Genomic DNA, 25,829 nt, shown 5'->3' with positions numbered 1-25,829 from the left:
GGATTGAACGACGAACAGACATAGCCGTACCGGCCATCGGGAGAGAAGATCGTCATGCCCGGACCACCGGGCGTCTTGATGCGCCCCGTCTCCTTGTACGTCGTGGGGTCGAGCACGGCGATATAATCCTCGCCGCGGACCGTGACCCACACCTCCTTGCCGTTTGGCGTGAAGAACGCCTCGTGCGGACTGCGCCCGACATAGGTCGTGTGTTTGACCGTGTTGGTGGCGGTGTCGATCCACGACACGGCGTTCGATCCGATCGACACGACCGCCAAGGTCTTCCCGTCCGGCGAGAAGCCGAGGCCGTGGACCAGCACCTGTCCCTTGTAGAGCGGCGAAAAGTTCATCGGCTGCGGATCGCCGAGCTTGATGACGCCGAGCAGCCGGTTGTCGGCCGGGTCCGTCACCGACACCGTGTTGGAGAATTGTTCAGACGCATAGACGCGGTCGCGGTGGCTGACGGGCATGTCCTTAGCGTTCCACGGCGCCTGCTGGGCCATGGCGAGGCCCGGTGCGGCGCTCATCAGCAAGGCGGCCGAGCGCAGGATGGTCCGGATCATGTCAGTGCTCGATAGGGCTATGGTGGTCGCCGCCCTGCGTCGGGGCTGGCGTCGAAGGGGGTAGCGGCTGACCGATCGCCAGCTTCATGGCGGCGATCTCCTGCTGCTGGTCGATGATGATCTCCTGCGCGATGCGCTTGAGCTGCTCGTTATGGCCATAGCGCAGCTCCGCCACCGCCATATCGATGGCGCCCTGATGATGCGGGAGCATCATCGCCACGAAGTCGCGGTCGACGTCGCCGGACGGCTTGACCATCATGCCCGCCATCATCCGGTCCATCGCGGCAGACACTATGCTGGCGTAGCCATCGGCAGGGGAGGCCGCGGCTGCGCCTGTAAGTAGGGCCGGAGCAGTCAGACCCAGCATCCAGTTTCGTCTATGCATAAGCCTCCGGCGCATCAGTCCTGAAAGCATAGACGACGCTCGTCCGGGTTTATTCCATGGGTGAGCCGGTTATCAGCCTTCCCGATTGGGAAGGTTGATCGAGAACGACGGTGCATCCCGTGAGGTCGGATCAGGGCCACCGGGGCGAGCGTTCCCGAATGCTGTTCCCGATTGCTTTTTCCCGAAATAGTGCCGGATCAACGGGGAAACGGGACGCTTGAACCTGTCGGAAAACATCTGATTGCCGTCGTTCGAGGGTGCCACCAAAGCAACCGCTCGTATCCCCCTCGCGACATAGGCGATAATCCCTGTCGGATAGCCAGCATGTGGGGAAATGGGCCGGCATGGGTTTTCCGACAGGCTAAGCGTAGTTTCGTGCCCGTTCTATGTCATGACCCCTTCTAGGCTGCGCCGGGACGCTGCACCAGATCAGTGCGCGACGCCCAGCACCATCCAGATAGCCATGGCGACCATCATCACGTTCTCGGTGAGCGACAGGAAGCCCAGCGGCACATTGCTGTCACCGCCCACGCACGCGCATTTCAGCTCGCGCTTGTCGACATACACGGCCTTGATGACCGAGACCGCCCCGATCGTCCCGATCACCAGCGCGATCGGCACCGACAACCAGGTCAACACGCCGGCCGCCATCAGCACGCCCGCCGCGCCTTCCGCGTAGGGGTAGATATAGGAGTATGGCACCCAGCGCTTCGCGAGCAAGTCGTAGTTGAGGAACATGGTCGCGAACTTCTCGACGTTCTGGAGCTTCAACAGCGCCAGCACACACATGGAGAAGGCGATGAACCACTCACCGGCGCGTACCGTGAAGGGTGTGCCGAGCACGGCATAGCTGGCCGCCAGCGCCATTAATGCCGTCATCGCAAACACAACCGCGACCGGCCGGTAGGTCACCGCCTTGGGGTCGGCCACGGTCTTGCCGAAAAACCGGCGCAGATCGTCGTAGCCGCCTACCCGCTCGCCACCGATGAAGGTCTGGGGTGTCGTTTTGACCCCGTGCTCGGCTTTGAATGCGTCGGTTTCCTCGCGCGTCGTCAGCCAATGGTCCTCGACCTCGTAGCCGCGTCGGTGCAGCAGGTCCTTTGCCTTCAAGCCGTAGGGGCAGGTGTGCGTCGGCATCACCATGCGGTAGATCGTTGCCTTCTTGGGCGCCGCGGTCGCCATGTTCTTCTCCACCATGTTCGCGACACCTATATAGGGGCCGTACCATGGTACGGAGTCAAGGCATGGCCGACGTGACAATTGCGGGGCTCGCGCGCGAGGGCGGCGTCGGTGTAGAAACGGTCCGCTATTATCAGCGCAGAGGGTTGCTCGAGACGCCGGAGAGGCCTGAAGGATCGGGCTCGAATGGCGGTATTCGCCGCTACACAGCAGACGATGTTCGCCGGCTCCGGTTCATCCGATCGGCGCAGGCCGCTGGCTTCACGTTGGAGCAGATCGGAGAACTGGTGGCGCTGGACGCGACCGACGATCGCGCTCGGGCACGCCAGCTTGCCAACGAGCGGATCGCGGCGCTGGATGCAAAGATCCAGGAGCTGAAGCGCGTCCGCGCATCACTCCAGCGGCTTGCTCATGAATGTGGGTCGGGCTCGGAAGGCCCCTGCCCCATTCTAACCGCGTTCGACGCCGACTGATCCGGTCGGTGCTATACCCCTTCCGCGCTGATCGCCTCTTGTTCCGGCGCGGGAAGGTGGCGGTAGAGCGTCGGGACCGAGACGCCGATCGCCGGCGCGATCTCGCGCATCGGCATTCCGGAGGCCAGGAGCTTACGGGCCGCCTCGAGCCGCTTGGGCGTCATCACTGTCTTGCGGCCGCCTACCCTGCCCTCGCGCTTCGCCACCATCAGTGCGGCCGTCGTGCGCTCGCGGTTCAGGTCCCGCTCCATCTCCGCCATCGCCGCCATGATGTGGAAGACGAGCTTGCCGGCGGTGCCGGCGGTATCGATGCCATCCGTCAGCGACCGGAAACCGATGCCCCGGTCCGCCAACTCCGCCGCAAGGTCGACCAGGCCTTTCATCGTTCGGCCGAGCCGGTCGAGCTTCCAGACCACCAGCACGTCGCCGGCGCGAGCGTGTGACAGGGCTTCGGCCAAGCCGATCCGGTTCGCCTTCGCACCGCTCGCCTTGTCGCTGAAGGTCCGCTCACACCCCGCTTCACGCAGGGCGTCGAGCTGCGGCGTCAGATCCTGTTCGGGGGTCGACACCCGCGCGTAGCCGATCAGCATGGCACCTTCTCAAAACTCATCTCACGTGCCTAACACGACCGATCGCAATCGAGAATGTGTTTTGATACACGCGCCACGCCTGCTAGACGTTCTCACATGGCTGCGGATCAAAATCGATCGTTTGAGAGACACGGGATCGCGGTCCAGCATGCCGGTCATCAAAAGCACGAAGCGGCTTTGCACCGGGGTGCAGCGCCGGTTCTGCGGAAGACGTTTCACCAGGTCTCGGTCATTGAAAGCACGAACTTCGCGCCGGTCGGCGCGGTTGCCGAGGCCTTCAGCCCTGCCGAAAGCCTTCGTCTTCGTGCTTTCGATGACCAACAGGCTTTGACCCGGATCGCGAGCCGATCGGCATGAGCGACGCGTCGCAGCCGCAAGGTGACCTGTTCGCACTCGACAGCCCATTGTTGACCGAGGTCCGCGGCGAACGCTCGCTCATGGCCTTTCCCTTTTTCGCGCTGAGCAAGGGCAAGTGGACCAAGCCCCTCGCCTACAGGACCGAAAGCGTGTCGATCGAGATCGTCGCCACCTCCAAGGGTGTGGCGACGATCTACGACAAGGAAATTCTGCTTTATATCGCGAGCTTGATGGTCGCCAAGCTCGATGCTGGCCATCAGGTTGGACAAGACTTTTACTTCACGGCTCACGATCTCTTCCGCGTCACCGGGGTCAACGGTTCGGCACGCTCCTACTCGCGCTTGTCCGACGCGTTGGAGCGCTTGCAGGGCACGCAGATCAAGACGGACATCGAAGCAGGCGGCGAAGGCCAGGCAGGTTTCTTCTCCTGGTTGTCCGAGGCGCAGCTCCATTATTCGAAGACCAAGACCGGCGAGAAGCGCTTAAAGGCGGTGAAGGTGCGCCTTTGCGATTGGCTCTACCGCGCGATCCTCCGCGACCGGCGGGTGCTGGATTATGACCCTAACTACTTTCAGCTCGGGCCCGTAGAGCGCCGTCTGTACGAAGTGGCGCGCTCTGCCTGCATCAATGGTCCCGTCGAAATCGAGCTGGAGGACCTGCGATTGCAGCTTGGCTATCAAAGCCCGCTCAAGCAATTCCGCTATGTCCTCAAGGGTATCGTCGACGCTAATGCCGTTCCTGGCTTCAATTTCGTTTTGAACGACAGCGGCCCGACTGCGTCTGATCGGCGTCCGCGCCGATCGAGCACCAAGGACAGCATCCGGATTACGCCGCAACCATTGCTGCATGCCGGCTGACCGGCAGAGCCGTTTCGCGTTTTCCGAATCAGCGAGAAGTCGATTCGACTACCGGTCGCCGAAAGCACGAACTTAGGTCGACGAAAGCACGAAGCCGGGTCGCCGAAAGCACGAACGCATGTTGATGCGGTCGCCGAAAGCACGAACTTTTCCGGCCTCTGGTCGCCGAAAGCACGAATCGTAACTGTTTCGGGGACGCGGCTTATCCTGCACAAATGGTGAAGAGCCGGTTGCATGCAGCGATCGGCACAGCGGGGAACGGCTGTGACCACATAAACGAATGCCCGGCACGAAGGCCGGGCACCCTGAAATCTCAATGTCGCACGCCGGCAAGCGTGAAACGGGAGACCTTAGACACTCCTGACATAGAGGTTTCCGAGCCTCGGTTCAAGGGAGCGCGCTTCGCGCCACGGACGAGTTTTGCCTGGTCCCGGCCTCCGAAAAGGAGGGTGGAAGATGGCTTTATCGGTGGGGGATGCGACCCTCGCGGCGCTCGCAGGCGTCGCCATCCGGCGCAAGCCGGCCAGGTCGGGCGCCGTGCATCGCACGGGCGCCCCTGTGCTGCGCGATAGTGTGGAAGCCGGCACATTTGAGGAGGCCTTCTTCGCCGTGCCGGCGAAAGGTGAGACCGATCGGCTGCTGCATGTCGCGCGCAAGACGCTGGACGCAGCGCGCCGCCTCCGCCGCGACGCCCGCCTTGGCGCCAAGATCCTGACCACGTCCGAGCGCGTCATCGCGAGGCTCACCGGAAGCGCCGTGCGCGTCTACGAGGAAATCCTGACGCTCGCCCGACTGAACCGCGGCAGGGTCTTCCCGAGCTACGATTATCTGGCCGACGCAACAGGGCTCGGACGCGCGACGATCGGGCGAGCACTCGCGATCCTCGAGGCAATCGGCTTCCTGGTCCGGCAGCGCCGGTTCAATCGTGTTGCCGGTCAGGGACCAGGCCCGCGCTACGAGCAAACCTCGAACGCCTATCGTCCGCTTCTTCCGGAACGCGTGCTCTCCTACCTTCCACGTTGGCTACGCCCCGCCCCGCTTCCGGAAGACGAGGTGCAGCGCTACGCGGATCGCGAAGCCGACACCCGGTACATGCTGAAATCCTTGTCTTGCCGTGAGCTCGCCGAGGCGACCGTCAGTGGCTCGCTCGGCAAGATTCTCGCGAAGCTCGGCGCGGCTGTCGATCGTCGGGAGCGTGAAGCTCAAATTGATCCGCAACCGCTAACGGATTCATATAATAAGGCGCAAACGGTGTTGGCCTAGTCGGCCAACGCAACTCGCCTGACGGCGCAGAAGAAGCACCGACATCGCAAACCAACACCCTCACCGCCTGCCGAGACCAAAGGACGCACCGGCTACGCCGGCGCGAATGCTCCCCAGTGGGAGCAGGCTTCTGTCGGCTCCAAATCGCAATGTTCGTGCTTGCTGCAGCCGTTTTCTGGTTATGAGCGCGGCCGTAGCGCCAAGGTGTAGGGGGGTGGCTCGACTCAAGCGCCATTTCCTCCGGGCGGGATCCGGACCTTTCGCCAAAAGCGGTGACGAACTACCCGACCGTCACTGCGGGGCCGTGGCGATTTCCGGTCGACTTGCGCCGCGTCGATCTCAGGCCAGCCCTGCCGATCCGCTATCCCTAGACGATGGAAAGATGGGCGCTGGCTGCCTTCTACGATCAAGCGAATAACCGGCTGCGCCTACGGTTTCCGCGATGCGGACCCTCCGTTTTTTCGCTTGATCGCGGCGCCTGCACGCCCGTCCAATTCCCATCAGGAATAAGCCTGATCGATCGGAAGGACAGGACCATGCAGAACATTGCGGAATTTCGGATCATCGGCCGGGTTGGGAAGATCACGGAGCATGACAAGGTGACGAAGGTGAACGTCGCCGCCAACTACAACCGCCAGGAGCATGGCGAATGGGTGACGGACACGCACTGGAATGAGGTGACACTGTTCGGCAAGCAGATCGAGCGCGCCGCCAAGGCGCAGAAGGGCGACCTGGTCCACATCGCAGGCCGCGTCCGCCAAAACTCCTACGATACGGCCGAGGGCCGGCGCTACACGGTGGAGCTGATCGCGGACGGCTTCGCGGTTCTCGCCAAGGGTTCGGAGGACCGGGACTAGGCGCGGTCGGGGCCGCCTACCGGCGGCCCCGACCGCCTGCGAAGCTCCAGCTCGACCGCCTCGCGAATGAAGTCGGCCTGGCTCTCGCTCTCGCGCAGGACAGATTTGATGCGCCCAAGCGTGCCCTTCGGAAAACGCGCAAGCGTCTGATCCTCCATCGGAGGGCGACCAACGGAACGGACCTTGCTAGACGTCATCCATTGCCCTAGTAATTACCGATACCGCATATTGACGGCATTTGCGGTATCGTATATTACAGGCTGCGCCTTTCATCAAGGCGACGGAGGAAGGCCATGTTGGGTAATCTGCTGACGATCGGGCTATTCGTCCTGATCGCGTGGGCCGTCCTAAGGGGCGGTGGCGGTTCTACCCCGCGCATCTGGAGTGGCGACACTCCTGACGAGGAGGGGCGCCGCAACACCCGCACGGATTCCAACTATCGCGGTTATGAGCATTGGAACAACAATTCTGATCGAGGCTGGTAGGGCGTGAAGACCATCGCCATCAATGTCGAGAAGGGCGGCGCGGGCAAGACCATGATCGCGTGCCATTTGGCATGGCTGCTCGCTGACGCCGGTCATCGTGTGCTGTTCCTCGATCTCGATCGCCAGTGCAATGCGACGGACGCGCTCGTCGAATTCGAGAGCCTCGGCACGTGCAAGCCGCTGTTCGAGCCGAAATATGCTCCCCCCGCTACATTCCCCCGGCTCGCGATCTACTCCAATCGCATGGGCGGGGAATATGACGCTGACTACCCCCGCGCGCTGTCGGCTCTGAACGCCAATTTTCCAACGCTCGATCCGTTTTTCGACTTCTGCATCATCGACACGCCACCCTCTTGGTCGTGGATCAATTTCGCAGCTCTGTTGGTGTGCAACCACTTGATCGTCCCCGTCGAACTTGGGCCGTTCGGGCCGGCAGCGACCAAGCAGGTGTCGGATTCAATTCAGACCGTGAACCAGCGTCGGAAAACGCCGATCCACGTCGTAGGGCTCGTGCCCAACCGGGTACGCGCCAACGACACGCATCAGATGAAGATGCTGGCCGCGATCAAAGAGAAGATCGGGCGCAACCTGTTCACCAACTTCCTCCCGGAGCGAGCGCACTACAGCCAGGCCATCCAAGAGCATGTGCCGGTGTGGCGGTTCGACAAGGATGTGCGGACCTCACTCCCGCCCATGCGCGCTTTTCTCGAGGAAGCCATGACCCGGATCGGGAGCCACAAATGACAGACTTCTCCGGCTTCGACGTTTTCAGTGAGAAGGCGGCCGTCGCGGACGCAGATCGTGTGCAACTCCTCGATCCCGAGCTGGTGTACCCCGATCCCGAGAACGTCCGCAGCGAGATCGATCCTGCCAAGATCGACGAGATGGCCGAGACGATCAAGGAGCGCGGTCAGCTTCAGCCCATCACCGTTGCGCCGAAGGATGCGGAAGGGCGCTATCGGATCATGTATGGCGAGCGGCGTTGGCGCGCGTGTCAGAAGCTCGGCGTCCAGGTCCGCGCAATCGTCAGCAAGACGGACGACGTCGAGCAGGTCCGGATCGATCAATTCATCGAGAACGACCAGCGCGAAGACTTGTCGACGGCCGACATGATCCGGTTCGTCACCGGACAGGTTGCGAACGGACGCTCGCTTGCCGAGTTGGCTCGGGCGACAGGACGTAACCGCACGCTGCTGACCCGTTATCAAGGGCTTGCGAAGGCGCCCGACTATATCGCTGCCCTGTTTGCTGACATTTCGATGCGGAGTGCCGTTGCACTCGTGCAGGCCGCGAAGGCCGACGACGTGGCCACGCGGACGTTTGTCGCCAATACCGCGGTCGAGGACATGACGGTGCTAGCGTGCGAGCGGTTCGCGCGCGAAGTCGGCGCGAAGAAGTCGGCGCCGAAGCCCGTAGCCGCCCCTGCCCCCGGATCTGAGCTTCCCTCATCGGCTCGTGTGGACGGTTCGAGTTCCACCGAAGACGACGAAGCTGGACCAGCGACCAACGTGATCCGGGACGAGGAGGCGGATCGCGCACTGGGCCAAACGCCGCTGCGCGTAAGCTCAGCCTCCGCAGATGATGCGTCGGCTGAGACCCCTGCCCCGGCATCTCGTCCGGCATCGAAAGCAAGAGGGGGCAAGCAGCGCGTGGAGAGGCCGACGATTGAGATCGAGGGCAAGCGCGCAATGGTTGTCGAGGCATTGCTTCATTTCGAGGATGAGGCGGAACCCCGCATCGTAAGCTGGCGCTGATCGCGCAGGCTTGAACGGAGAGCGTCGGTTGCGACCGACACTCGCGCGCAGATCCAATCCTACCTTCCGCGACTACATCACTTCCACGATGGATTGGGTGTGCCACGTGGCACACTTTAAAGCTGATTTTGGTGAGGGATGTTTGATGGCAGGATAGGGCTTGCTGCGTTCAGTGTATTACATTACCCTCGTCGACCATGTCGCCGGCGCCGCAGCCATCATCCCCCACCAAGGGACCAGCGATGCTGACAGCGCGCGTCGACCGGGAGTTGCTTGCCGCCTTCGACGCGGTGGCGGAGGGAAGGGGAGGGCGCAGCGCGCTCCTCCGCAGTGTCCTCCAGCAGGCGCTAAAGCATGTCGCAGATGCACCCAGGATCGCGCCGCGCGCAGATAGCGCCGGCAATCGCGTGTCGCTGACCTTCACGGACGCCGAGACCGCGGTGCTCGATCATCGTGCGGCCGAGCGGGGTGTAGATCGTGCCGGATGGATCAAGGCGCTGGTGCGCCGGCACATCGGGTTGAAGGGCACAGTCGACGACGGCTTGCGAGACGCAGTGGCGCCGATCCGGATGCAGCTCCAGCGTATTGGCCGCAATCTCAACCAGGCGATGAAAGCAGGCAACGCTGCGATGATGGCCGACAGTGGCTTGCAGATCGAACGTGAGCTGCGCCGGATCTCCGACATGCGTGAGGAAATTAACGAGCAGATCGAGGCGCTGGCGGACGTTCTGCGCGGTGAAACCTCCTTTTGGAAGGTTGCCGACTGATGTCGTTCGGGGATCGCGAGGACGAGCTATGGGAGGCGATGAAGCCAAGCTTCAAGCCGCGCCTCGTCAGCGATCCGAACGTCAAATATGCCCGGCACCTCGTCAACGGCACGGGGCCGTTTGCGGCTAGATTGCCGGCAGCGACGCACCGAGGAGATGCCCGGGCTACGCTCGCTCGTGTAGTTCGACGTACGCCCGAGGTGCTCGTCAAGGTGACAGGGCGGAAGAAGGGCGCCAAGCACCTCGCTGCCCATCTCGATTATATCGGCCGGCATGGCGATATCCGGATTGAGACCCGCGATGGCGAGCAGATCGTGACGAAGGAGGACGCGCAGCGGATCGCGGACGAGTGGTCCGATCCGCTTTACTGGCGCCAGGGCACGACCGTGTCGGCCGTGGCAATGGTGTTTTCTATGCCGGCGGGAACCGATCCGGAGACCGTAAAGCAGGCGGTTCGTGAGGCGGCCGAGCGGATGATCGGCGACAACCACGACTATCTGATGGCGCTCCATACGGACACGCCGCGCCCGCATGTCCATCTCACGGTCCAGGCCGAGGGCCTTGATCGCAAGCGCTTCGATCCAAGGCGGGAGGATCTGTTTCGCTTTCGGGAGTCGTTCGCGGAGGCGCTCCGCAGCCGCGGTGTCGAGGCCGAAGCAACGCCACGCTACACGCGAGGCCAGGGGAGAGCCGGCACCAGCATGGCGCTGACGCAGCTTCGCGCACGCATACGTAGCGGCGCTTCACGTCAGCCGACCGAGGCCGATCTACGGCAAGCGCGCGAAGCGATGCAGATCGCGCTTGGGAAGGCGCAGCAGCCTACGTTCGTTTCCAAAACGCGGGCGCGCTGGCAGGACACCAAGCGGCGCTACGAGGCAGCTGCCGAACGGCTCGACCGCAGCCCCGATCGCGAGGATCGCAACCTCGCGCGCGACGTGAGGCAGTTCCTTCAGGAGCGGGCGAGCATCGACACTGTTCCGGATCGGATGCTGCGCGAGGCTGAGGCGCGCGTGCGGGATGCGGAAAGGCGGACTAGGAGCGGCCCGGCACAGGAGCAGGGCGTGCCACGTGGCACACCTCCACCTCCGTCGAGGCGGCGATGAGCGTCACGGGCTTGACGCCTTCAGACCGACGTTGGAATCGGAAGACAATCAGTCAAGAACGCCATACCTCTTCCACCCGCGAGAGTGGACGTTTAGGGCCTGCGTCAAAGGGGTGTGGGGGGTTGGATGACTGATTTCAAGGAAGTGTCGCCCCCAGCGCTGCCTAAGACCCTCCCGAGCGTCGGACAATTTCAAAGCGGCCCTCCCATCGCTCCGATCGCACGGCTGATGATCTACAGCCCCGACGACTGGGAAAGCTTTATCGAAGAGTGGGTCTCGGCTGCACTCAGCGCGTCATACAAGTCGGTTGCTCGGTTCACTGGCAGCGGGGACAAAGGCATTGACGTTGCTGGGTTCGTCGACGCGAACGGCCTGAACGGCATCTGGGACAGTTTTCAGTGCAAGCACTACGCCCAGCCCTTGTCACCGACAGTGGCGTGGCCGGAGATTGGGAAAATTTTATGGTTCTCATTCACCGGCCACTACATCGCGCCACGCACCTATTATTTTGTCGCGCCGCGCGGCGTCGGGACCAAGCTCAACTTGCTGCTCGGTCACGCCGGTAATCTCAAGGCTGAGACGAAGAAGGTTTGGGCGAAGAACATTGCGGAGAGCATCACTGGCACACAGAGGGTCGATCTAACCGGCGCCTTTGCCGCGTACGTCGACAAGTTCGATTTTTCGATCTTCAAAGCGATATCACCGCGAGAGCTGATCGAGCAGCATCAGACGACGCCATATTTCTTCGAGCGCTTTGGCGGAGAGCTACCTGCGCGTCCGCTTCCCGAGAAGCCACCCGAAGCGGTGCAGGGTCACGAACAACGTTATGTTGAGCACCTTCTTGCCGCGTATGCCGAACACAAGAAGGAAGCGATCGCCGACATAGCGGCGCTCAAGAAGTGGAAACCGCTCAGCGATCACCTGAACCGTCAGCGCGAGAGTTTCTATCACGCCGAGGCGTTCCGGGTATTTCTTCGCGAGAAGGTCGACCCTGGCACATTCGAAAGCCTGCAGGACGAGATCCACGACGGCGTCATTGATACCGCCGAGGGCACGTTCGTCGACGGGTTCGAGCGCGTAAAGGCTGTCACTCAGGCGTCTCAGACCGTTCCGCTCGATGCACACCCGCTTGGATCGAGCGCGTTCGTGAAGGATCGTCACGGGATCTGCCATCAGCTCGCCAACGACGATCGTCTGCGATGGACACAGCCGTGAGCAACGGCAATCTGACCTTCAACGGCCCGTTCGAGGCGGGAATGCGGGCGGTAGCCATTCTCGCCGCGGCATTTCCACGCGAACTCGACATCCAGCGTCTGACGGCCTTCGATTACCTCCTGGTGCATACCGAGATGTTAGGAGGGCCGGAGGATCTTCATCCTGAAACCCCAATATCGACGCCAGCTACGCAGGTGCGCCGGAGCATCGTGCAGAACGGCTTGCACCTGATGATGACGCGCGACCTAGTCGCTCGATCGGTGCGCGAGGACGGCATCGTATACCAGGCAGGAGAGCTCGCGGAGACCTTCTTGGACGCATTGCATTCGCCGTATTCGACGGAGCTCAAGAGCCGAGCTACTTGGCTAGTAGATCACCTTGGCTCGTATGAAGAGGGTGAGTTCGACAAGCTGATGCGCCGGTTCTTCGACCAGTGGGTTATGGAGTTCCAACATGTCGAGCAAAGCTTAGGCGGAGCGGCATGAGTGTGCGGTTGCGCCTTTGCTCGTTAAGCTACCATGGCCCGTTCCGGAAGCCTGCCGTCGTGACGTTCAAGCCCGGCATGAACGTGATCTATGGCGCATCGAACACCGGTAAGTCATTCATCGTTGATACGATCGACTTCATGCTCGGGGGCAAGGGTCCGCTTCGAGATATACCGGAGCGGGTCGGCTACAAGCATGTGCTCTTGGCGATGGAGACGACCGCAGGCGATCAGTTCACGATCGGCCGCGCCGTCGATGGCGGCCCTTTCGTTCTTTATGAAGGGTTGTTTGCGGAGGAGATGCCGTCGATCGACGGGAAGGTACTCGCTGATCAGCACAACGACAGGCGCGACGATAATCTGTCGGCGTTTTTGCTCGAGAAACTGGGCTTGGCGCACAAACGTGTTCGCCGGAATAAGAAAGGGGACACCAACAGCCTCAGTTTCCGAAATATCGCTCGCCTCGTGGTGATCAACGAGGAAGAGATTATTCAGCAGAGGTCGCCACTTTCAGATGGCGGGTACGGGATGGGGGACACCGCAAACACGTCGGTGTTCAAGTTGCTTCTGACAGGGGTGGACGACACCTCGCTCGCTGCAGCCAAGACGCGTTCGCCGGAAGATCAAACCCGGGACGCACAAATCTTATTGCTGGATCAGCTTATCGCGGACTATCGAAAACAGGTGAAGGACCTCGCGGGGTCGGACGAGCTTCAGGAGCAGCTTGATAAGCTTGAAGCGACCATGGAAGGTCAAAGTGAGCAGCTAGCGATTTCGGAAGCAAGCTTCCGCTCCGCGTCGACCGAGCGCCGTGACCTGGCTCGACGGGTAGAAGAAGGGCGCAACCGCCTCGCCGAAATTACGGTTCTCCTCGAACGCTTTCTGCTGCTTGGCGCTCATTATCGATCCGACCTCGCACGGCTCGAAGCAATCGCCGAGGCTGGAACGCTGTTCGGTGCTTTGGGAGAGGTTGACTGCCCGTTATGCGGGGCTGCTCCGGACCAGCACAAGCAAACCGATGATTGCGAGGGTAATGCCAGCCTTATTGCTGCTGCAGCTCGTGCTGAAATCGCGAAGATCACGTCCCGACAGGCCGATCTTGATTCCACGGTAGACGCGCTCAGGAACGAGGCTGTTCAGTTTGAACGGCGACTGCCACGTTTGGAAGAGCGGCTTACCGCTGTTGCAGGTGAGATCGACCGGGTGGTCGCTCCCAATCTAAAGCAGCTCCGTTCGAGTTATCGGCAGCTCGCGGACAAGACCGGTGAGGTCCGCGAAGGCATCGCGGTCCATCGGGGCTTGCTGGATTTCGAGGACCGAAAGGCGAAGCTCGAACGCGAAATGGCAGACGGGTCCGGTAGCTCGAGCACCGCGGACGTTGATCTATCGACCAGCACAGCCGACAGGTTCGCGACCATCGTTCGCGACGTGTTGAAGGCGTGGCACTTTCCAGGCGTGGACCGTGTTCACTTCGATATGAAGGTCCGCGACCTTGTCATCAACGGGAAGGCGCGTACCTCATTCGGGAAGGGCCTTCGTGCGATCACGCAGACGGCGTTCTCGACAGGTCTCTTGGAATATTGCGTGGCAGAAAAGACGCCTCATCCCGGCTTCCTTGTCGTTGACTCGCCACTCCTGTCCTACCGAGAGCCTGACGGAGCAGCCGACGACCTCCGCAGCACTGATCTGAACGATCACTTTTATTCGTATTTCGAGAGCTGGGGGAGCGACCGACAGGTTCTAATCGTGGAGAACACCGATCCCCCTGCGAACGTGAAAGCCAGTCCCCAAGCAGTGATGTTCACCGGGATCGAGGGATTTGGTCGAGCGGGCTTGTTCCCAGCGCCTCAGGCGGCGAGCGAGGAGCCGGTAGCATCAGACTAGGGGCATGACGGCCAGGTGTGCCACGTGGCACACCTGGCTGCGGTCGCGACCAGTCACCGGGATCGCGATTTTTGCAAGACTTGGTCCTGGGTCATCTCGCGCACCTGTTGCTCCTGTCGAGCCTTCACCTCGATGCCGGCGATGACCTCGCCGCGGTCGAGCCGCACCGCGATATCTTCCTTGCGCTCCGCCACAAACTCGCGCCGCTTCGCGTGATCGTCGGGGAAGCGATCGGCTGCGACCGTCATCGCAAGCGCGACATGACTTTGGGCCCTCCGCAGCTCTGGATCTTTTGCGTTCTGGACGTCTGACTGCCGGCGAAACCGCTCCGCCAGATCGGTTCGAGGCTCGGGCTGTTCCCTCGTGTCTCGCGCCTGGCTGGCAGTTCGTGTTGTTTGCGCCTGGTTGTCGGGAAAGCCCGCCTGCCGCGCTTGCTCGCGTTCGGCCGCGGCCTTCGTCTTGTCGTCGGGTTTGTAGCCGTCGACCTTAATACCCTGTGCGGAGGCCGCTAGGTAGGCGGCGCGCTGGAACTCGGCATCGCCGCTGACTTTGATCGACGTCCAACCGTTCTCTTTCGCGAGCCGGATCAGGTCGGGTAGGGAGTCACGGTCCTTGGCCTTGATGCGATCCGGCGTAATTGTCGCGACCGGCTGTTTGTCGTGTGCGCTCCGATAAAGCTTGTTCCCGACCCGCAGGAACCGAGAGTCCAGCTCAGGCGGAACTTCCATCGGCCGTCTACGGCGGGCGTCATGCTCCTTGCCGGCGCCTGCAGCTTCGACATTCTCAACCATGTCACCGCTCCTGTTCGATTATACCAACGACCTCGTCGCCACGTTGCTCGGCCGACACGTCGATGAGCATGTCGGGGTGATCCTGGGTGACGACGCAATCCATCGCGAATGCGAACGGGTCGGGGTCAGTGAGCTGGTCGAATGTCGGCGTCACGCAGCCGGGCAGGTCTTCGTCGTCGCGCACCGTGCGCGGGATCGGAGGCACTTCCGGCGCCGGTTCGACGCGCGCGCGAAAGAGCCCGTCTGCATAGTAGCGGATCTTATCGCCGTGGATCGGCGGGATGCCGCCTCGAAGGAGGAGCAATTCGCTGTCGGGAAACTGCATCAACTCTTGCGGGAGCAGGAGGGCGCGGCGCTGATCCGACATGGATTTGGAGCGGTTCGCCAGGACGCCGTGGATCGTCAGAGATTTGGTGACGGACTCCTGCCCGATGTAGCCGATCCGCTCGGAGAGCTCGTTTGCCACCCGTAGCTCCTTGGGAGTGAACGCGACCTCAACGCCGCAGTTAGCGACGATCTCGTTGGCGACATGCTCGCCATAGACGGCGCGGAGCTGCGATCGGGACTGGATGACGGGCAGGAGCCGGATGCCGTAGCCGGCGACGTAGGAAAAGGCGCTGGCGATCACCTGTGCCCGCCCGATCCGCGCGAACTCGTCGAGGATGACGAGGACTTTGAGCGGCGTCTTGGCACCAGGCAGATCGCGCACGTTCAGGTCGACAAGCTGCTGAAACAGGAGGTTGTAGAGCGGCGCGACCCGATCCAGCTCGTCGGGGGATACGCCGAGATAGATCGACATGCGCTTGGTGCGCAGCTCGCGCAGATCGAAGTCGCACTCCTCCGTCGCCGCGTCGACGCGGGGATTGAGCCACAGGCTCAGCTTGGACGTGACGGTCTGGACGATGCCGGCGAACGTATTGTCCGCCCCCGACGTGAAATCGGCGAGGGCGTTGCGGCACCCCTGCGACAGAGCAAGCGAGCGATCGTCGAGGACGCGCTTGAAGAACCCGCGTGTGTCGCCCGTCGTCATCAGCCGATAGATCGAGCCGATGGTGAAAGGCTGATCGGCGACCGCGAGATATGCGCCCACGCCGACGAAGGCAGTCCGCGCCGAGTCCGTCCAGAACGGCTCCCCGCGTTCCGGGGGCACGAACAGCATCGTCGCGATCTTCTGCAGCTCGATCACCACCTGATCGGGGTCAGTGCGATCGATATAGCCGAGCGGGTTGTAGCGGGCGGTCCGCCCTTCCGGATCAGTGGGGTTGAACAGGTAAACCGCCTGCCCGTATCGCTTTCGGAAGCCGGCTGTGGCGCCCCAATTCTCCCGCTTCACATCGAGGACGAGGACCGAATCCTGCCACGACAGGAGGTTCGGGATGACGATACCGACGCCTTTGCCGGAGCGGGTGGGGGCCTCGACGATGCAATGTTCGCTGCCGCCAAACGTCAGGAACTTGCCGCTCTTTTTACCGAGGACGATGCCGTCATTGGCGCGGAAGCCGGCGCGGCGGATTTCGCCTTCCTTTGCGAAGCGGGCTGCGCCGTGAAGGGGCGGTTTTTGCTTCGCCACCCACCACAGCATCAGGCCGGCGATGATGGCGCCGATCAGCGTCCCCCCGGCGAGAGCCTTCAGCACCACCGGGTCGTGCCGATAGTACCAGAAGAACGCCGGCATCTTGAATATGTCGAACTTTGCGCTGGGAAGCCCGAGGTAGACCCACGCGACAACCGACGTGATGAGGAAGGCCACGACGATCCCGGCCGGGATGCCGAGCGCGAGGATCGTGCCTTTCTTAGGCGGCATGACGCCCCGCCGGATCATAGTAGATCTCGGTCATCCGGAACTTGCCGTCGACCTTCTTCATCTGAACCACGACGTCGACGAGGATTTTGAGCAGCGAACGTATGTCCTCTCGCGCCAGGTCCGCGCCGCCCTCGCTTTCCTTCACCAGCAGCGTCAGTTGCTCGAATGCCAGCTCGGCCGAGTCCGCATGTATCGTCGTGATCGAGCCGGGGTGACCGCTGTTAACGTTGCGAAGGTAAAAGAACGCGGTCCCGTCACGCAGCTCCTGGAGCAGGATGCGATCGGGCCGCATGCGCAGCGCGCTTTCCAGCAGCTCCTTCGCCGTCACTTTGGCGGTGCCGGTGCCGTCCTTGCTGTAGATCATATGCACGACGTTCTTGTGAGGCACCACCAGCTCGCGCGTGTCCTCGATCGTCAGCAGCCGCTCGTTCTCCGGGATTAGCTTGATAAGCCCCTTCGAGAACGTCGTCTTGCCCGAGCCCGTGGCGCCGGAGATCAGGATGTTGAGCCGGCTGCGCACCGCCAGCTCGAAAAACTCGACATGCTTCCCGGTATTGAGGAGGCCGAGCAGGCGTTCTTCAACCGGGCTGACCCGTTTGGTGGCGACCTTCGTCTCCGCGAACAGGCCGCTTGCCTCGAAATCGGCCATCGTCATCGTCTTCGTGGATGGCTTTCGAACCGTGATCGACACGGTGCCGTCGGGCACGACGGGCGGAAGCACGAGCTGGACGCGCTCGCCGGTGGGAAAGATCGTCGAGCAGATCGGATTCTCGCGCGTCACGTCCTGAGAGGTGAACGCGGCTGCGGCCCTGGCCAGTTGGTTGAGGGCATCGAGCGTCAGATCGCCCTCATGCTCCCAGGTCCACCCTCCATGCCGCTCGACGCCGACGATAGTCGGTTCGTTGATGACGACTTCGGTTACACCATCGTCATCCAGATACTGGCGCAGCGGGCGAACAGCGTGATCGAGGATCGCCGTGTTGCGGAACGGCGCGTTCATTTCAGGCCGAGTCCATAGACCTGCGAGAAGTCGAAATCCTTGGCGACGGTTATCGCCATCTCGGTCCCTTGATTGACGCGCACGATCGGGCGGATTTGCTGCGTGTCGTTGAGGATCTGCGATGTCGTGTCGCCGGGAGTGCGGAACACCGTCGAGCCCTGCGGGCTGACGGCTTGGCCGGCGATTTGCCCGGCCGCATCAAGCACGCTGAACAGCATTGCGGCGCCGAACCGCTGCCAGAAGAACCGATCGATCTTCCCGGTGACGCCGGCACGACCGAGCGGGTCCGATGCCGGCGAGCCGATGTCGATCGCGACGCCGCGGGGCGTGACCGCCCGCGTCCACATCGTGAAGAGGCGATTTTGGCCGCGCTGCAACCCACCCTGGTACTCGCCGAAGACGCGCGTGCCTTTCTCGAGCAGCACGACGCGGCCGTTGTCCGAATAAACATCCCGAGGGATGATGCAGGTCGTGTAGCCCGGCACGCTGCTATCCATCGCGGTCTGGAGCGTGCACGGGATGATGGCGCCCGCTGTGACGAGATAGTTGCGGTCGCCGATCATGCGCGCCGTGGCAGTCCCGATCGCCGAGGTCTGCTTGAGGTTGTCGAGACTGGTCCTGGACGGCGCATTTTCGCCATCACCTTGCGGGTTGCCGGCACCGGCGACGTCTCCGAGCACGCGCCTGGCGGCCTGGTCGCCAATGTAGGCGATCAGCGTCGATCGCCGCGCATTGTCGCGCAGCTCCCGGGCTTCGTTGGCACGCCGCTCCGCTTCGCTAACGTCGCGGCTCTGCTGCTGCCCTCCCGCCGACCGATAGGGAGTGATCGGCTGACCATCAGGGCCGATTGCTGGCACCTGTTCCCCCGTGAGCTGGACCGGCGCATTACGATCGCGGGGCGCTGTCGCGAGCGTCGGCGCGATGACGGAATTGGGATCGTAAGGCGCTTCCGCAGCGGGGGGAGGGGCCTTCCTCGCCTCCAGGGCCTTGTTGTCGCCGCCCGACCCGGAAACGAGCGACAGCACGCCGAACACGACCGCACCGGCCAGCGCCGCACCCACGACCATCTTCTTGTTGTCCCATTGGACGGCGTTCAGTGACGGAATGCGGTTCGGGCGATCGGCCGCAGGGGGAGCGCGATCAATCTCCGTCACATCGGGGGTCGCGTCGACGTCGAATCGCTTATCGGACACGTCAGTTCTCCGTCGTGCGCTCGACCGCTTCCGACGCCGTGTCCGTCTTGGGATCGCGGCCGTAGAAGCTCGGGCTTTCGTTGTAGATGCACAGCACCACCTTTCCCCGGCGCAGGCGCAATTCCTTGTAGACGCCATGGACGACGACGAACTCGTCGCGCACGTCGAACGAGGCCGTGGCCTCGCTACCGTCGGGGTTGACGGTGAAGATCGCAGGTATCTCGCGCTGATTGGGAAAGCGCAGGATCGTGAACTGTCCGGTATCGGTGACTTCGGAAGGTTGAAGCTCCGAGGCTCCCTCGACCTTGTAATCGAGGTTCCGCTTTCCTTCGAGAACACCCAGGTCGAGCGCCACCTTGACCGCGCTGTTCTGCGCCGCGAGCGCAGCAAGGAGCTGCGCTTGTTGTGCGGCGAGAGCGCGTTGCGCTGCCTCATACTCTGGATAGCGCAGCCGCACCTTGAAGAAGGTCCCCGGCGAGCGGGCGCTGGCGACGGCCGTCAACTCGAACGTATAGTTGCGCTTGGCGCCCTGAAATTCCGTGACGACGATCAGGTTCGTCACGCCCGCGCGCTCGCGCGGTTTGACAAACAGTGAGTTATCGGCCGGAGCGACTTCCCACGATACCGTGTCTCCCATCGCGACGAACTTGATGACCTCGTCGGGAGCGAACTCGATCTGCGTCGCGGTGCGAAACCCGCTGCGGATCTGGATTACGTTGCCGTCGGTGTAGTTGACCTCGCGGATACGCTGATCCTGCCCCAGCTGGCGGGGCGTCTGTTCCGCCAGAGCGGCCCCCGGCATGAATGCGCCGATCGCCGCGGCGATGAGCAGAAAGTTCTTCATCGTATCGCAACCTCCGCATCAGCTCGGTAGGATCGCACCTGGAAACCGAGCGGGTTGGCGTAGCGTCCGGCCTCCGTTTCGGGCTTGGACAGCACGTCGAAAGTGATGGTGGCAATCGCCGGCGTCTCGATCGCCTGTTGGTCGCGTTCTAGGCGCTTCACAAACCGGACTTGCGCGACGTTGGGAGAAATGAACGCCACGGATCGAATAGCGACGAAAACGGCGTCATTCGCCCCGAACTGATTTTGCGGAGAGTCAGGATTGTCCTTCTTATAGAAGGCGGTCCATCGCGCTTGTTCCTCCCGCGTCGAGAGCGCCAGCACCTTGCGGAAGAACTCTTCCCGAGCCTGCGGAATCCAACCCTCCCGCGTCCGCACATAGTCGGCGAGGAAGTATTTTCGGATGGCCTCGTCATACGTGATCGACTTGTCGCCGCGCAGCTCTTGGGTAACGTCAGTCGCGCCCGTCGAGCGATCGACCGTCACCACATAGGGGACGACCGTCTTGAGCGGCGTCAAAGCCATAACCGCACCGACCGCGACGACGGCGAGCGCGATGGCAATCGCTGCCACGATCCAGGCGATGCGGCGCGATCTAGCAGCCGCAACAAACCTGTCGCGGTCCCAGCTTTCCGCTTCTGCGAAGTAGCTCTTGAGATCTTCGCTCGTATCTTTGACGCCGATCGCCATCGTCAGCAGCTCGCATAGAAGGTTGAAGTGGCCGCGCTGGCGGTGGGCGACGAACCGAGGGCGCTGATCGCCGGGACCTTCCCGAGGCTCGACGTGGGGCCAGCCCCCGGCGCGCCCGACGGCGTAGGAAAGAGGCTCGTTGGCGAGGGGCTTGGCGCCGTCGACGCTCCACCCGGCGAAGGTGTGCCACGTGGCACACCCCCAGCGGCGCCTGGCTCGGTCGGGGTAAGTCCCCGATCCGGGATAGTGGGAAGCACCGTACCGTAGGGATTTGCCGGCCGAAGCCGCTTACCCGTACAGCGGGCAAGCCTGTCGTTCTTCGCGGCGCTCGCGGGGATCGTGGGGACCATCGCCGCAAGGGCGATGAAGGCCAGGGTTGAACCGAGCTTCATTCCATAGCTCCTAATTATTACCACGGTAGAGCGATCCGCCGCGATCACCGCGACCCCCGCCACCGCCGCCAAAGCGACGCTGTGCCGCCCGCGCCATGGCAGCGGGCGCAGTCGCAACGCGACCGGGTACAGACGAAAGGGCGCGTCCGGCCGCGGGTACGAAGCCCCCGGTCGCGGCGAAGGCAAACTGCGTAGCCAGCGACGCGCCACCGCCGCCGAGGCCCGCGGCCATTCCCGGTATCTGTAGGAAGAAGAAAAAGCCCAGGCAGTAGAATCCAAGCGCCTTGAGCGACGCCAGCATGAGCGAGTCATCTTGTGAGATCGCGTCTATGAAGGCGTCCGCCGAATTGGCGATGAACACCGTGACCAGAAGAGCGAACGCGATAAGGATCACGTAATTCACGACGCTTCCGAGCCATTGGAAGAAGAATGATCGTGTGGAGTCGAACAGCAGCGCAGCGACGAAGAGCGGCCCGATGGCTGCGAGCAGCGCCAGCGCGAACAGCGCGAACGCGGTGATTGCGAAGCCGATCGCCGACGCCAGCAGTGCGGCGAGAAGAATTACTATGTTGATGACCTCGCTGGCGATGATTTCATCCCAATTGTTCGGATGCCAGCAAAATTATATCCCTCCTCCTGCGTGTGCCGCATGACGATTTCTTTGATGCTGGCAATCGCGCGAAGCGCGCTGCGCAAGATACTGTCGAAGAAGTCACCGAGGCCGTTGACGTCTTGAGCACCGACAGCTTGTGCCACTTCGCGTGGCAGGCCGTTCATCGCGAGCAGGCCGACAGAGGCCCCGTACAAGGTCGTCACCGCGAAAACGAGTGCGGCGAGCTTGAAGCCACGATAGACAAACTCGCGAAACGGATACTCGACCGCCCCGCGCAAGATCGCGAAGCCCAAGAGGATGATGTAGATAGTTACGCCGACGCGGAGCGGTCCGGAAATCCAGCCGAGGACGCCCGCATATGCTGCGATGATCCCGGCTAGAGCGGCGTCTAGCTGATTGAACATTTGGGTGTAGATCGTGACGCCCATAGCCACTCCCGCTCCGCTCTACGTCGATTACGCGCCAGCCTCTTTGCGAAGCTTGTCAATTTCCGATTGGTTAGAGATCGACGTCTTGGCGGCGTTCACATTGTTGCAGTTGCCACTAACGACCGCCGGCCACGACGCGACGGGGCGTTGCGACGCCTGCCACGCGGCGCAGACCTGTTCCATGTCGGCCAGCTCGGTTCGATGGTCGACGTAGTAGGCGACAGTCCGCACTGGCATGTCAGACCGCAGCCCAGGATCGCCGGGCTCGTCGCTCTTCGTGCCGCACGCGGCCAGCGCAAACAGCCCGACCACGAGCCACGGGGTTTTCGTCATGGCGCAATCCCGGCTTCCGCACGGAGCTTGGCAATCTCGGATTGGTTGGAAGTGAGGCTACGTCGATAGGACGCTTCGGCCTTCGCGCGACGCTGTATCTCGATCGCGTTCAGCGCCATCTGATCGTTCATCATCTGCGCTTGTTCGAGCTGGAGCCGGGCCGACATATCGGCGCGTTCCGATGCCGTTGTTGCCGTGGCTAAGCGGGTCCGCAGCTCTTCCAATCCCTGCCTACGGCTCGTCACGGAGTCGCCGACGTTGCCGGCCAGCCCAGTCGTCACCGCGGCCTCGCGCGCGCCCTGCTCCGCGGCCGTGCGGCTCGCAGCGCTCGCGTTCGCCGGTACACGGCCGATCAAGTCCTGATAGACGTCGTTCGCCTTTCCGCGGAGGCCGCCTACCACGTCGAGGTTGCCGTTCGCGTATCCGTCAAGGCTAGACGAGGACACGTTGCTGGTGCGCAGCGCGTCGCTCTTCAGACCGTTGGCGATGTTGCTGATGTCGGTCGCATCGTTGACGCTTTGGTATAGCTGCTTTGCCTGCTGGATTTGCTGCAAGCCTTGATCGACTTGCGCCTTCGCCGCGATCACCTGCTGACGCATCTGCTCGAACGACTTCAACTGTTGCGCCAAAGCCCGAGGATCGAAGACGATGCCCCCGAGCTGCGCATGGGCGGTGCTGGCGCTTAGCAGGGCAGCAACTACCAACAGTCGGGCGGTAAATCTCACGCTACGCATGTCCTTTTCCTCCTTCAGCTTGGGCGACGACGGGTGTGGAAAATCGGTAGCCAGGCGGCCGGGTCGGGGCCGAACTCCGCGGCCGTCTCGACGGCGATCGGTGTCGTCTCGGCACGTCCCGACAGGACCGCCAACTCGTTATCAAGGCCGGTCAGGTCCAGCTCGACAACCACGCTGTCGTGCCCCTGCTTGACCAGGAACTTGCGCGATTCCGGCGAAAGCTCCTCCCGGATGAGCTGATATTCGGCGTCGGTGAGGGAGAACCCCTCGACGTAATCGCGCCGCGATCCTCTTGGGTTCGGCAGCATGATTTGCGTCGCGACCTGTTCGAGGATCGAATGGGCTATATCGCTCTTGAGCGCGTCCGCCGGCGACTGCGTGGCGAACACCATCATGGCGTTGCGCTTACGGAAGGTCTTGAGGCCGTCTTGTGCGAAGCCGCGGAACGCCTCGTCCTGTAGCGCCTTCCAGAACTCGTCTATGGCGATGATCGTGCGCTCGCCGGTCAGCAGCTTGTCGATCCGGTGGAACAGGTACAGCATCAACGGCACGCGGATCTCGGCATTGTCGAGAAAATCCGTCATGTCGAAGCCGATGAACCGCGCGTCGAGCGTTAGCTCGTCGGATGGGTTGTCGAAGACCCAACCCATCGACCCGCGCGAAGTCCACTTCTCGAGCCGCGCACCGATACCGCCCGAATCCGCCATGCCGAGGACCGAGCGCAGCGCATCGAACGATCGGTGTTCGACGGGAAGCCGCATCGTCGCTGCGATCCCCTCGTCTATCAGCCGCTCTTCCTGGACCGTGATCGGCCGCCCCTCTGACTTGACGAGCTGACGGACGAACAACGACAGCCAGGCGCGATCCTCCGGCGTGTCTTCGAGCGCCTTGAACGGGGCGAACCCCGTTGGCGCGCCGTTCGTGAGCGTCAGATACGTGCCGCCGGATGCCAGCACGAAGATTTGAGCGCCCCGATCCTTGTCGATGAAGATTTGGCGCGCGCCCGTCTTCTCGGCTTGCGCCATGAGGAAGTTGACGATGACCGTCTTGCCGCCGCCCGTAGGCCCAACGATCAGGGTGTGACCGATATCGCGCTTGTGAAAGCTGAAGAAATATGGACTCCGCGCACTCGTCTTCATCAGCGCAATCGCGTCGCCCCAATGATTGCCTGACGGGAGCCCGGCCGGATAGGTGTGGAAGGGCGAGAACGCCGCGAAGTTGAGCGACGTGATCGGCGCCGGCCGCGCCCGCCATGCAAAATTGCCGACGAGCTGGCTCCAATAGGCGGCTTCGAGCGCCGCGCCCTCTCGCGCCGCGACCATGCCAGTATCGGCCAGTGCAGCGCGCGCGACCGACATATTGTCGCGCAGCCCCTTGAGCGATTCCGCGTAGACGGCGAGCGTGAAATGGTGATCGCCTAGGACGAAGCGGTTGGACATGAGATCGTCCGCCGCATCGACCAGATCGAGCATCTGACTGACGGCCCGATCCTCTGCGTTCTCCATCTGCTTTTGCCGCAGCCGGAACCGCTCGGAGGCCGCGGCGCGGCCGAGGAAGGTGAAGGATTGCGTCAGCACAAAGCTGAAATCGACCGCCAGCAGGGATTCGAATTGGCGCGGCGTCGTGAAGGCGGGGTACTCGCGGATGCCGAAGATGCCCCCGAAAGCACTCCGATCGGCGTCGCGGACCTCGACCGTCTCACCGCCGAAGATGACCCGTTGGCGATACAGCGCGCTCCCCAGGTGACCCCGGATGACGGGCACACGGCGATGCCGCCCCGTCATCACCATTTCCGCGACTTCCATCGTCTCGGAGAACTTGATGCCGTTATGACCGTAGATGCCGAGACGGCGTGGTTCGAGACGATCCATCAGGCGCTCGAAATCGCGTGCCTTGTCCTCCAATGCCTCCAGCAGATCGATATCGATCGTATCGGCTTCGGCGTTCGCGCGCGCCTTGTTCTTGAAGAGCTGGACGAGCTTGTCGCCGCCGTGGATCGAGGGGCGTAGGACCAGCGTCACGAAGAAGCGGTTGATGAACATCCGCTCGCGATTCATGCGGGCGAAGTACGCTGCATCGAGATCGCGAGCGAACCGCGACCGGAAGTTGCCGCCGGGATATTGCTCGACCCTCGACCGGATCAGATGTGTCCAGATCGACAGGCGATCGTCATGCAAGTTGCGGAGCATGACGTTCAGCTTCGCGTGCCAATCGTTGAGGTCGCGCACATCGGCCGTCTCGAATGCGCGGCCCTGCAGCTCGAATGTTAGCATGATTGCGCTGGAATCGAGCGCGACTATTTCATCTGTCACGTGTCGCGCATACGGCAGGAACTTGGTCGGCAGCACTTCCTTGAGGGCTACTTTCAACGGGACCTGTTCGGACAGGCGGTTTGCCTTAGCCATTGCGGCCGAACCCCTTGCGGTTGATTCCTTTGAGGGGAAGCGGCGTGTAGCTCGACCCGCCCCAGAACCCGCGGTTGCGGTTGGCCGACTTTGTGCGGCCCCACAGGAAGATGAGGCGGAAGGCATTGACGTCGTGCCGCACCACAAGGCGCGATATGCCGAACATCACGGCAGCGACGACCCCTCCATAAATCGGATTCGCCGTTCCGATCAGGGTGATAACCGAGGTAAGAAGAATTACCACGGCTGCCTCGATCGGGACGCCCGCAAAAAGCGCAGGCCGCGTCACTGCCAAGAACAACGTATTACGCACTAAAGCTTCCTGTTCATCGCTCATACGACGGACCTACGGATTAGGAGCAGGGCAGGTAGGCGAAAGGCCCAAAA

At 62.5% G+C, this 25,829-nt stretch carries 30 protein-coding genes; 13 read left to right on the top strand and 17 right to left on the bottom strand.

What is annotated here, in order from left to right; genetic code table 11:
• From GQR91_RS18145 to GQR91_RS18135, 3 genes are all read right to left on the bottom strand, one after another.
• On the bottom strand, window positions 1–563 hold a 563-nt coding region (locus GQR91_RS18145), incomplete at its 3' end, for a YncE family protein (protein ID WP_164727770.1).
• Between the two features lies 1 nt (window position 564).
• Entirely contained in the window at window positions 565–930 is a 366-nt protein-coding gene (locus tag GQR91_RS18140; RefSeq protein WP_211368839.1) for a DUF305 domain-containing protein, read from the bottom strand.
• Between the two features lie 447 nt (window positions 931–1,377).
• On the bottom strand, window positions 1,378–2,145 hold the full coding sequence (locus tag GQR91_RS18135; protein ID WP_236116207.1) for a glutaredoxin: 768 nt from the start codon (window positions 2,143–2,145) through the stop codon (window positions 1,378–1,380).
• 47 nt (window positions 2,146–2,192) lie between these two features.
• On the opposite strand from GQR91_RS18135, the gene GQR91_RS18130 reads away from it, so the two are divergent.
• Entirely contained in the window at window positions 2,193–2,600 is a 408-nt protein-coding gene (locus GQR91_RS18130; protein WP_041043303.1) for a MerR family transcriptional regulator, read from the top strand.
• Between the two features lie 11 nt (window positions 2,601–2,611).
• Here the strand turns inward: GQR91_RS18130 and GQR91_RS18125 are convergent, their stop codons facing one another.
• Window positions 2,612–3,190, bottom strand: a complete 579-nt coding sequence (locus GQR91_RS18125) for a recombinase family protein (protein WP_085809863.1) — start codon at window positions 3,188–3,190, stop codon at window positions 2,612–2,614.
• Between the two features lie 96 nt (window positions 3,191–3,286).
• Between GQR91_RS18125 and GQR91_RS18120 the strand changes: the two genes are divergently transcribed.
• The 4 genes from GQR91_RS18120 (at window position 3,287) to GQR91_RS18105 (ending at window position 6,524) form a co-directional block, all read left to right on the top strand.
• On the top strand, window positions 3,287–3,547 hold the full coding sequence (locus GQR91_RS18120) for a hypothetical protein (RefSeq protein ID WP_149683484.1): 261 nt from the start codon (window positions 3,287–3,289) through the stop codon (window positions 3,545–3,547).
• Window positions 3,544–4,404, top strand: coding sequence for a replication initiator protein A (locus tag GQR91_RS18115; RefSeq protein WP_149683483.1), 861 nt, complete (start codon window positions 3,544–3,546; stop codon window positions 4,402–4,404). Before GQR91_RS18120 ends, GQR91_RS18115 begins: the two co-directional genes overlap by 4 nt.
• Window positions 4,405–4,860: 456 nt before the next feature.
• A complete protein-coding gene (locus GQR91_RS18110) occupies window positions 4,861–5,667 on the top strand; it encodes a helix-turn-helix domain-containing protein (protein ID WP_149683482.1) in 807 nt (268 codons plus the stop codon).
• Between the two features lie 536 nt (window positions 5,668–6,203).
• Window positions 6,204–6,524, top strand: a complete 321-nt coding sequence (locus GQR91_RS18105) for a single-stranded DNA-binding protein (RefSeq protein ID WP_149683481.1) — start codon at window positions 6,204–6,206, stop codon at window positions 6,522–6,524.
• On the opposite strand, the gene GQR91_RS19970 is transcribed toward GQR91_RS18105, so the two are convergent.
• Window positions 6,521–6,682, bottom strand: coding sequence for a YlcI/YnfO family protein (locus tag GQR91_RS19970; RefSeq protein WP_160146864.1), 162 nt, complete (start codon window positions 6,680–6,682; stop codon window positions 6,521–6,523). The genes GQR91_RS18105 and GQR91_RS19970 overlap by 4 nt on opposite strands.
• A gap of 135 nt (window positions 6,683–6,817) precedes the next feature.
• Between GQR91_RS19970 and GQR91_RS18100 the strand changes: the two genes are divergently transcribed.
• The 8 genes from GQR91_RS18100 to GQR91_RS18065 all read left to right on the top strand — a co-directional run bounded on the left by GQR91_RS18100 (window position 6,818) and on the right by GQR91_RS18065 (window position 14,216).
• Window positions 6,818–7,009, top strand: coding sequence for a hypothetical protein (locus GQR91_RS18100; RefSeq protein ID WP_071838550.1), 192 nt, complete (start codon window positions 6,818–6,820; stop codon window positions 7,007–7,009).
• Between the two features lie 3 nt (window positions 7,010–7,012).
• Window positions 7,013–7,753 carry a ParA family protein gene (locus GQR91_RS18095; protein WP_058733703.1) on the top strand — a complete coding sequence of 247 codons (741 nt, stop codon included), beginning with the start codon at window positions 7,013–7,015 and terminating at the stop codon, window positions 7,751–7,753.
• Window positions 7,750–8,763: a ParB/RepB/Spo0J family partition protein gene (locus tag GQR91_RS18090; protein ID WP_149683480.1), complete on the top strand. Its 1,014-nt coding sequence runs from the start codon at window positions 7,750–7,752 to the stop codon at window positions 8,761–8,763. Before GQR91_RS18095 ends, GQR91_RS18090 begins: the two co-directional genes overlap by 4 nt.
• A 242-nt stretch (window positions 8,764–9,005) precedes the next feature.
• Complete coding sequence (locus tag GQR91_RS18085; protein WP_149683479.1) at window positions 9,006–9,530, top strand: hypothetical protein; 525 nt, start codon at window positions 9,006–9,008, stop codon at window positions 9,528–9,530.
• A complete protein-coding gene (locus GQR91_RS18080; RefSeq protein ID WP_149683478.1) occupies window positions 9,530–10,633 on the top strand; it encodes a relaxase/mobilization nuclease domain-containing protein in 1,104 nt (367 codons plus the stop codon). The genes GQR91_RS18085 and GQR91_RS18080 overlap by 1 nt, the downstream gene beginning before the upstream one ends.
• Window positions 10,634–10,759: 126 nt before the next feature.
• Complete coding sequence (locus tag GQR91_RS18075; protein ID WP_211368838.1) at window positions 10,760–11,848, top strand: ABC-three component system protein; 1,089 nt, start codon at window positions 10,760–10,762, stop codon at window positions 11,846–11,848.
• The gene (locus GQR91_RS18070; RefSeq protein ID WP_211368837.1) at window positions 11,845–12,333 is read left to right on the top strand and encodes an ABC-three component system middle component 2; all 489 of its coding nucleotides are present in this window, start codon (window positions 11,845–11,847) and stop codon (window positions 12,331–12,333) included. Before GQR91_RS18075 ends, GQR91_RS18070 begins: the two co-directional genes overlap by 4 nt.
• A gap of 59 nt (window positions 12,334–12,392) precedes the next feature.
• Window positions 12,393–14,216, top strand: a complete 1,824-nt coding sequence (locus GQR91_RS18065) for a hypothetical protein (RefSeq protein ID WP_211368836.1) — start codon at window positions 12,393–12,395, stop codon at window positions 14,214–14,216.
• Window positions 14,217–14,269: 53 nt separating this feature from the next.
• Here the strand turns inward: GQR91_RS18065 and GQR91_RS18060 are convergent, their stop codons facing one another.
• From GQR91_RS18060 to GQR91_RS18010, 12 genes are all read right to left on the bottom strand, one after another.
• On the bottom strand, window positions 14,270–15,007 hold the full coding sequence (locus GQR91_RS18060) for an LPD7 domain-containing protein (protein WP_149683475.1): 738 nt from the start codon (window positions 15,005–15,007) through the stop codon (window positions 14,270–14,272).
• A gap of 1 nt (window position 15,008) precedes the next feature.
• On the bottom strand, window positions 15,009–16,829 hold the full coding sequence (locus GQR91_RS18055) for a type IV secretory system conjugative DNA transfer family protein (RefSeq protein WP_375781618.1): 1,821 nt from the start codon (window positions 16,827–16,829) through the stop codon (window positions 15,009–15,011).
• Window positions 16,801–17,811, bottom strand: a complete 1,011-nt coding sequence (gene virB11 / locus GQR91_RS18050; RefSeq protein WP_149683474.1) for a P-type DNA transfer ATPase VirB11 — start codon at window positions 17,809–17,811, stop codon at window positions 16,801–16,803. Before virB11 ends, GQR91_RS18055 begins: the two co-directional genes overlap by 29 nt.
• The gene (gene virB10 / locus GQR91_RS18045; RefSeq protein WP_235904187.1) at window positions 17,808–19,004 is read right to left on the bottom strand and encodes a type IV secretion system protein VirB10; all 1,197 of its coding nucleotides are present in this window, start codon (window positions 19,002–19,004) and stop codon (window positions 17,808–17,810) included. Before virB10 ends, virB11 begins: the two co-directional genes overlap by 4 nt.
• Window position 19,005: 1 nt before the next feature.
• A complete protein-coding gene (locus GQR91_RS18040) occupies window positions 19,006–19,848 on the bottom strand; it encodes a TrbG/VirB9 family P-type conjugative transfer protein (RefSeq protein WP_149683473.1) in 843 nt (280 codons plus the stop codon).
• Window positions 19,845–20,537 (bottom strand): VirB8 family type IV secretion system protein, encoded by a 693-nt coding sequence (locus GQR91_RS18035; protein WP_149683472.1) that lies wholly within the window; start codon window positions 20,535–20,537, stop codon window positions 19,845–19,847. Before GQR91_RS18035 ends, GQR91_RS18040 begins: the two co-directional genes overlap by 4 nt.
• Before the next feature lie 402 nt (window positions 20,538–20,939).
• The gene (locus GQR91_RS19840; protein ID WP_268878325.1) at window positions 20,940–21,449 is read right to left on the bottom strand and encodes a type IV secretion system protein; all 510 of its coding nucleotides are present in this window, start codon (window positions 21,447–21,449) and stop codon (window positions 20,940–20,942) included.
• A 44-nt stretch (window positions 21,450–21,493) separates the two neighbouring features.
• The gene (locus tag GQR91_RS19835) at window positions 21,494–21,970 is read right to left on the bottom strand and encodes a type IV secretion system protein (protein ID WP_260173233.1); all 477 of its coding nucleotides are present in this window, start codon (window positions 21,968–21,970) and stop codon (window positions 21,494–21,496) included.
• A gap of 27 nt (window positions 21,971–21,997) precedes the next feature.
• Entirely contained in the window at window positions 21,998–22,303 is a 306-nt protein-coding gene (locus GQR91_RS18025; protein ID WP_149683471.1) for an EexN family lipoprotein, read from the bottom strand.
• Complete coding sequence (locus GQR91_RS18020) at window positions 22,300–23,037, bottom strand: TrbJ/VirB5 family protein (RefSeq protein WP_149683470.1); 738 nt, start codon at window positions 23,035–23,037, stop codon at window positions 22,300–22,302. The genes GQR91_RS18025 and GQR91_RS18020 overlap by 4 nt, the downstream gene beginning before the upstream one ends.
• A gap of 14 nt (window positions 23,038–23,051) precedes the next feature.
• Window positions 23,052–25,442 (bottom strand): VirB4 family type IV secretion/conjugal transfer ATPase, encoded by a 2,391-nt coding sequence (locus GQR91_RS18015; protein WP_149683469.1) that lies wholly within the window; start codon window positions 25,440–25,442, stop codon window positions 23,052–23,054.
• Window positions 25,435–25,779 carry a VirB3 family type IV secretion system protein gene (locus GQR91_RS18010; protein WP_149683468.1) on the bottom strand — a complete coding sequence of 115 codons (345 nt, stop codon included), beginning with the start codon at window positions 25,777–25,779 and terminating at the stop codon, window positions 25,435–25,437. The genes GQR91_RS18015 and GQR91_RS18010 overlap by 8 nt, the downstream gene beginning before the upstream one ends.
• Window positions 25,780–25,829: the final 50 nt, after the last annotated feature.

This window comes from Sphingomonas carotinifaciens (genome assembly GCF_009789535.1).
Taxonomy (GTDB): domain Bacteria; phylum Pseudomonadota; class Alphaproteobacteria; order Sphingomonadales; family Sphingomonadaceae; genus Sphingomonas; species Sphingomonas carotinifaciens.
This window is presented reverse-complemented; position numbering and strand designations above follow the sequence as displayed.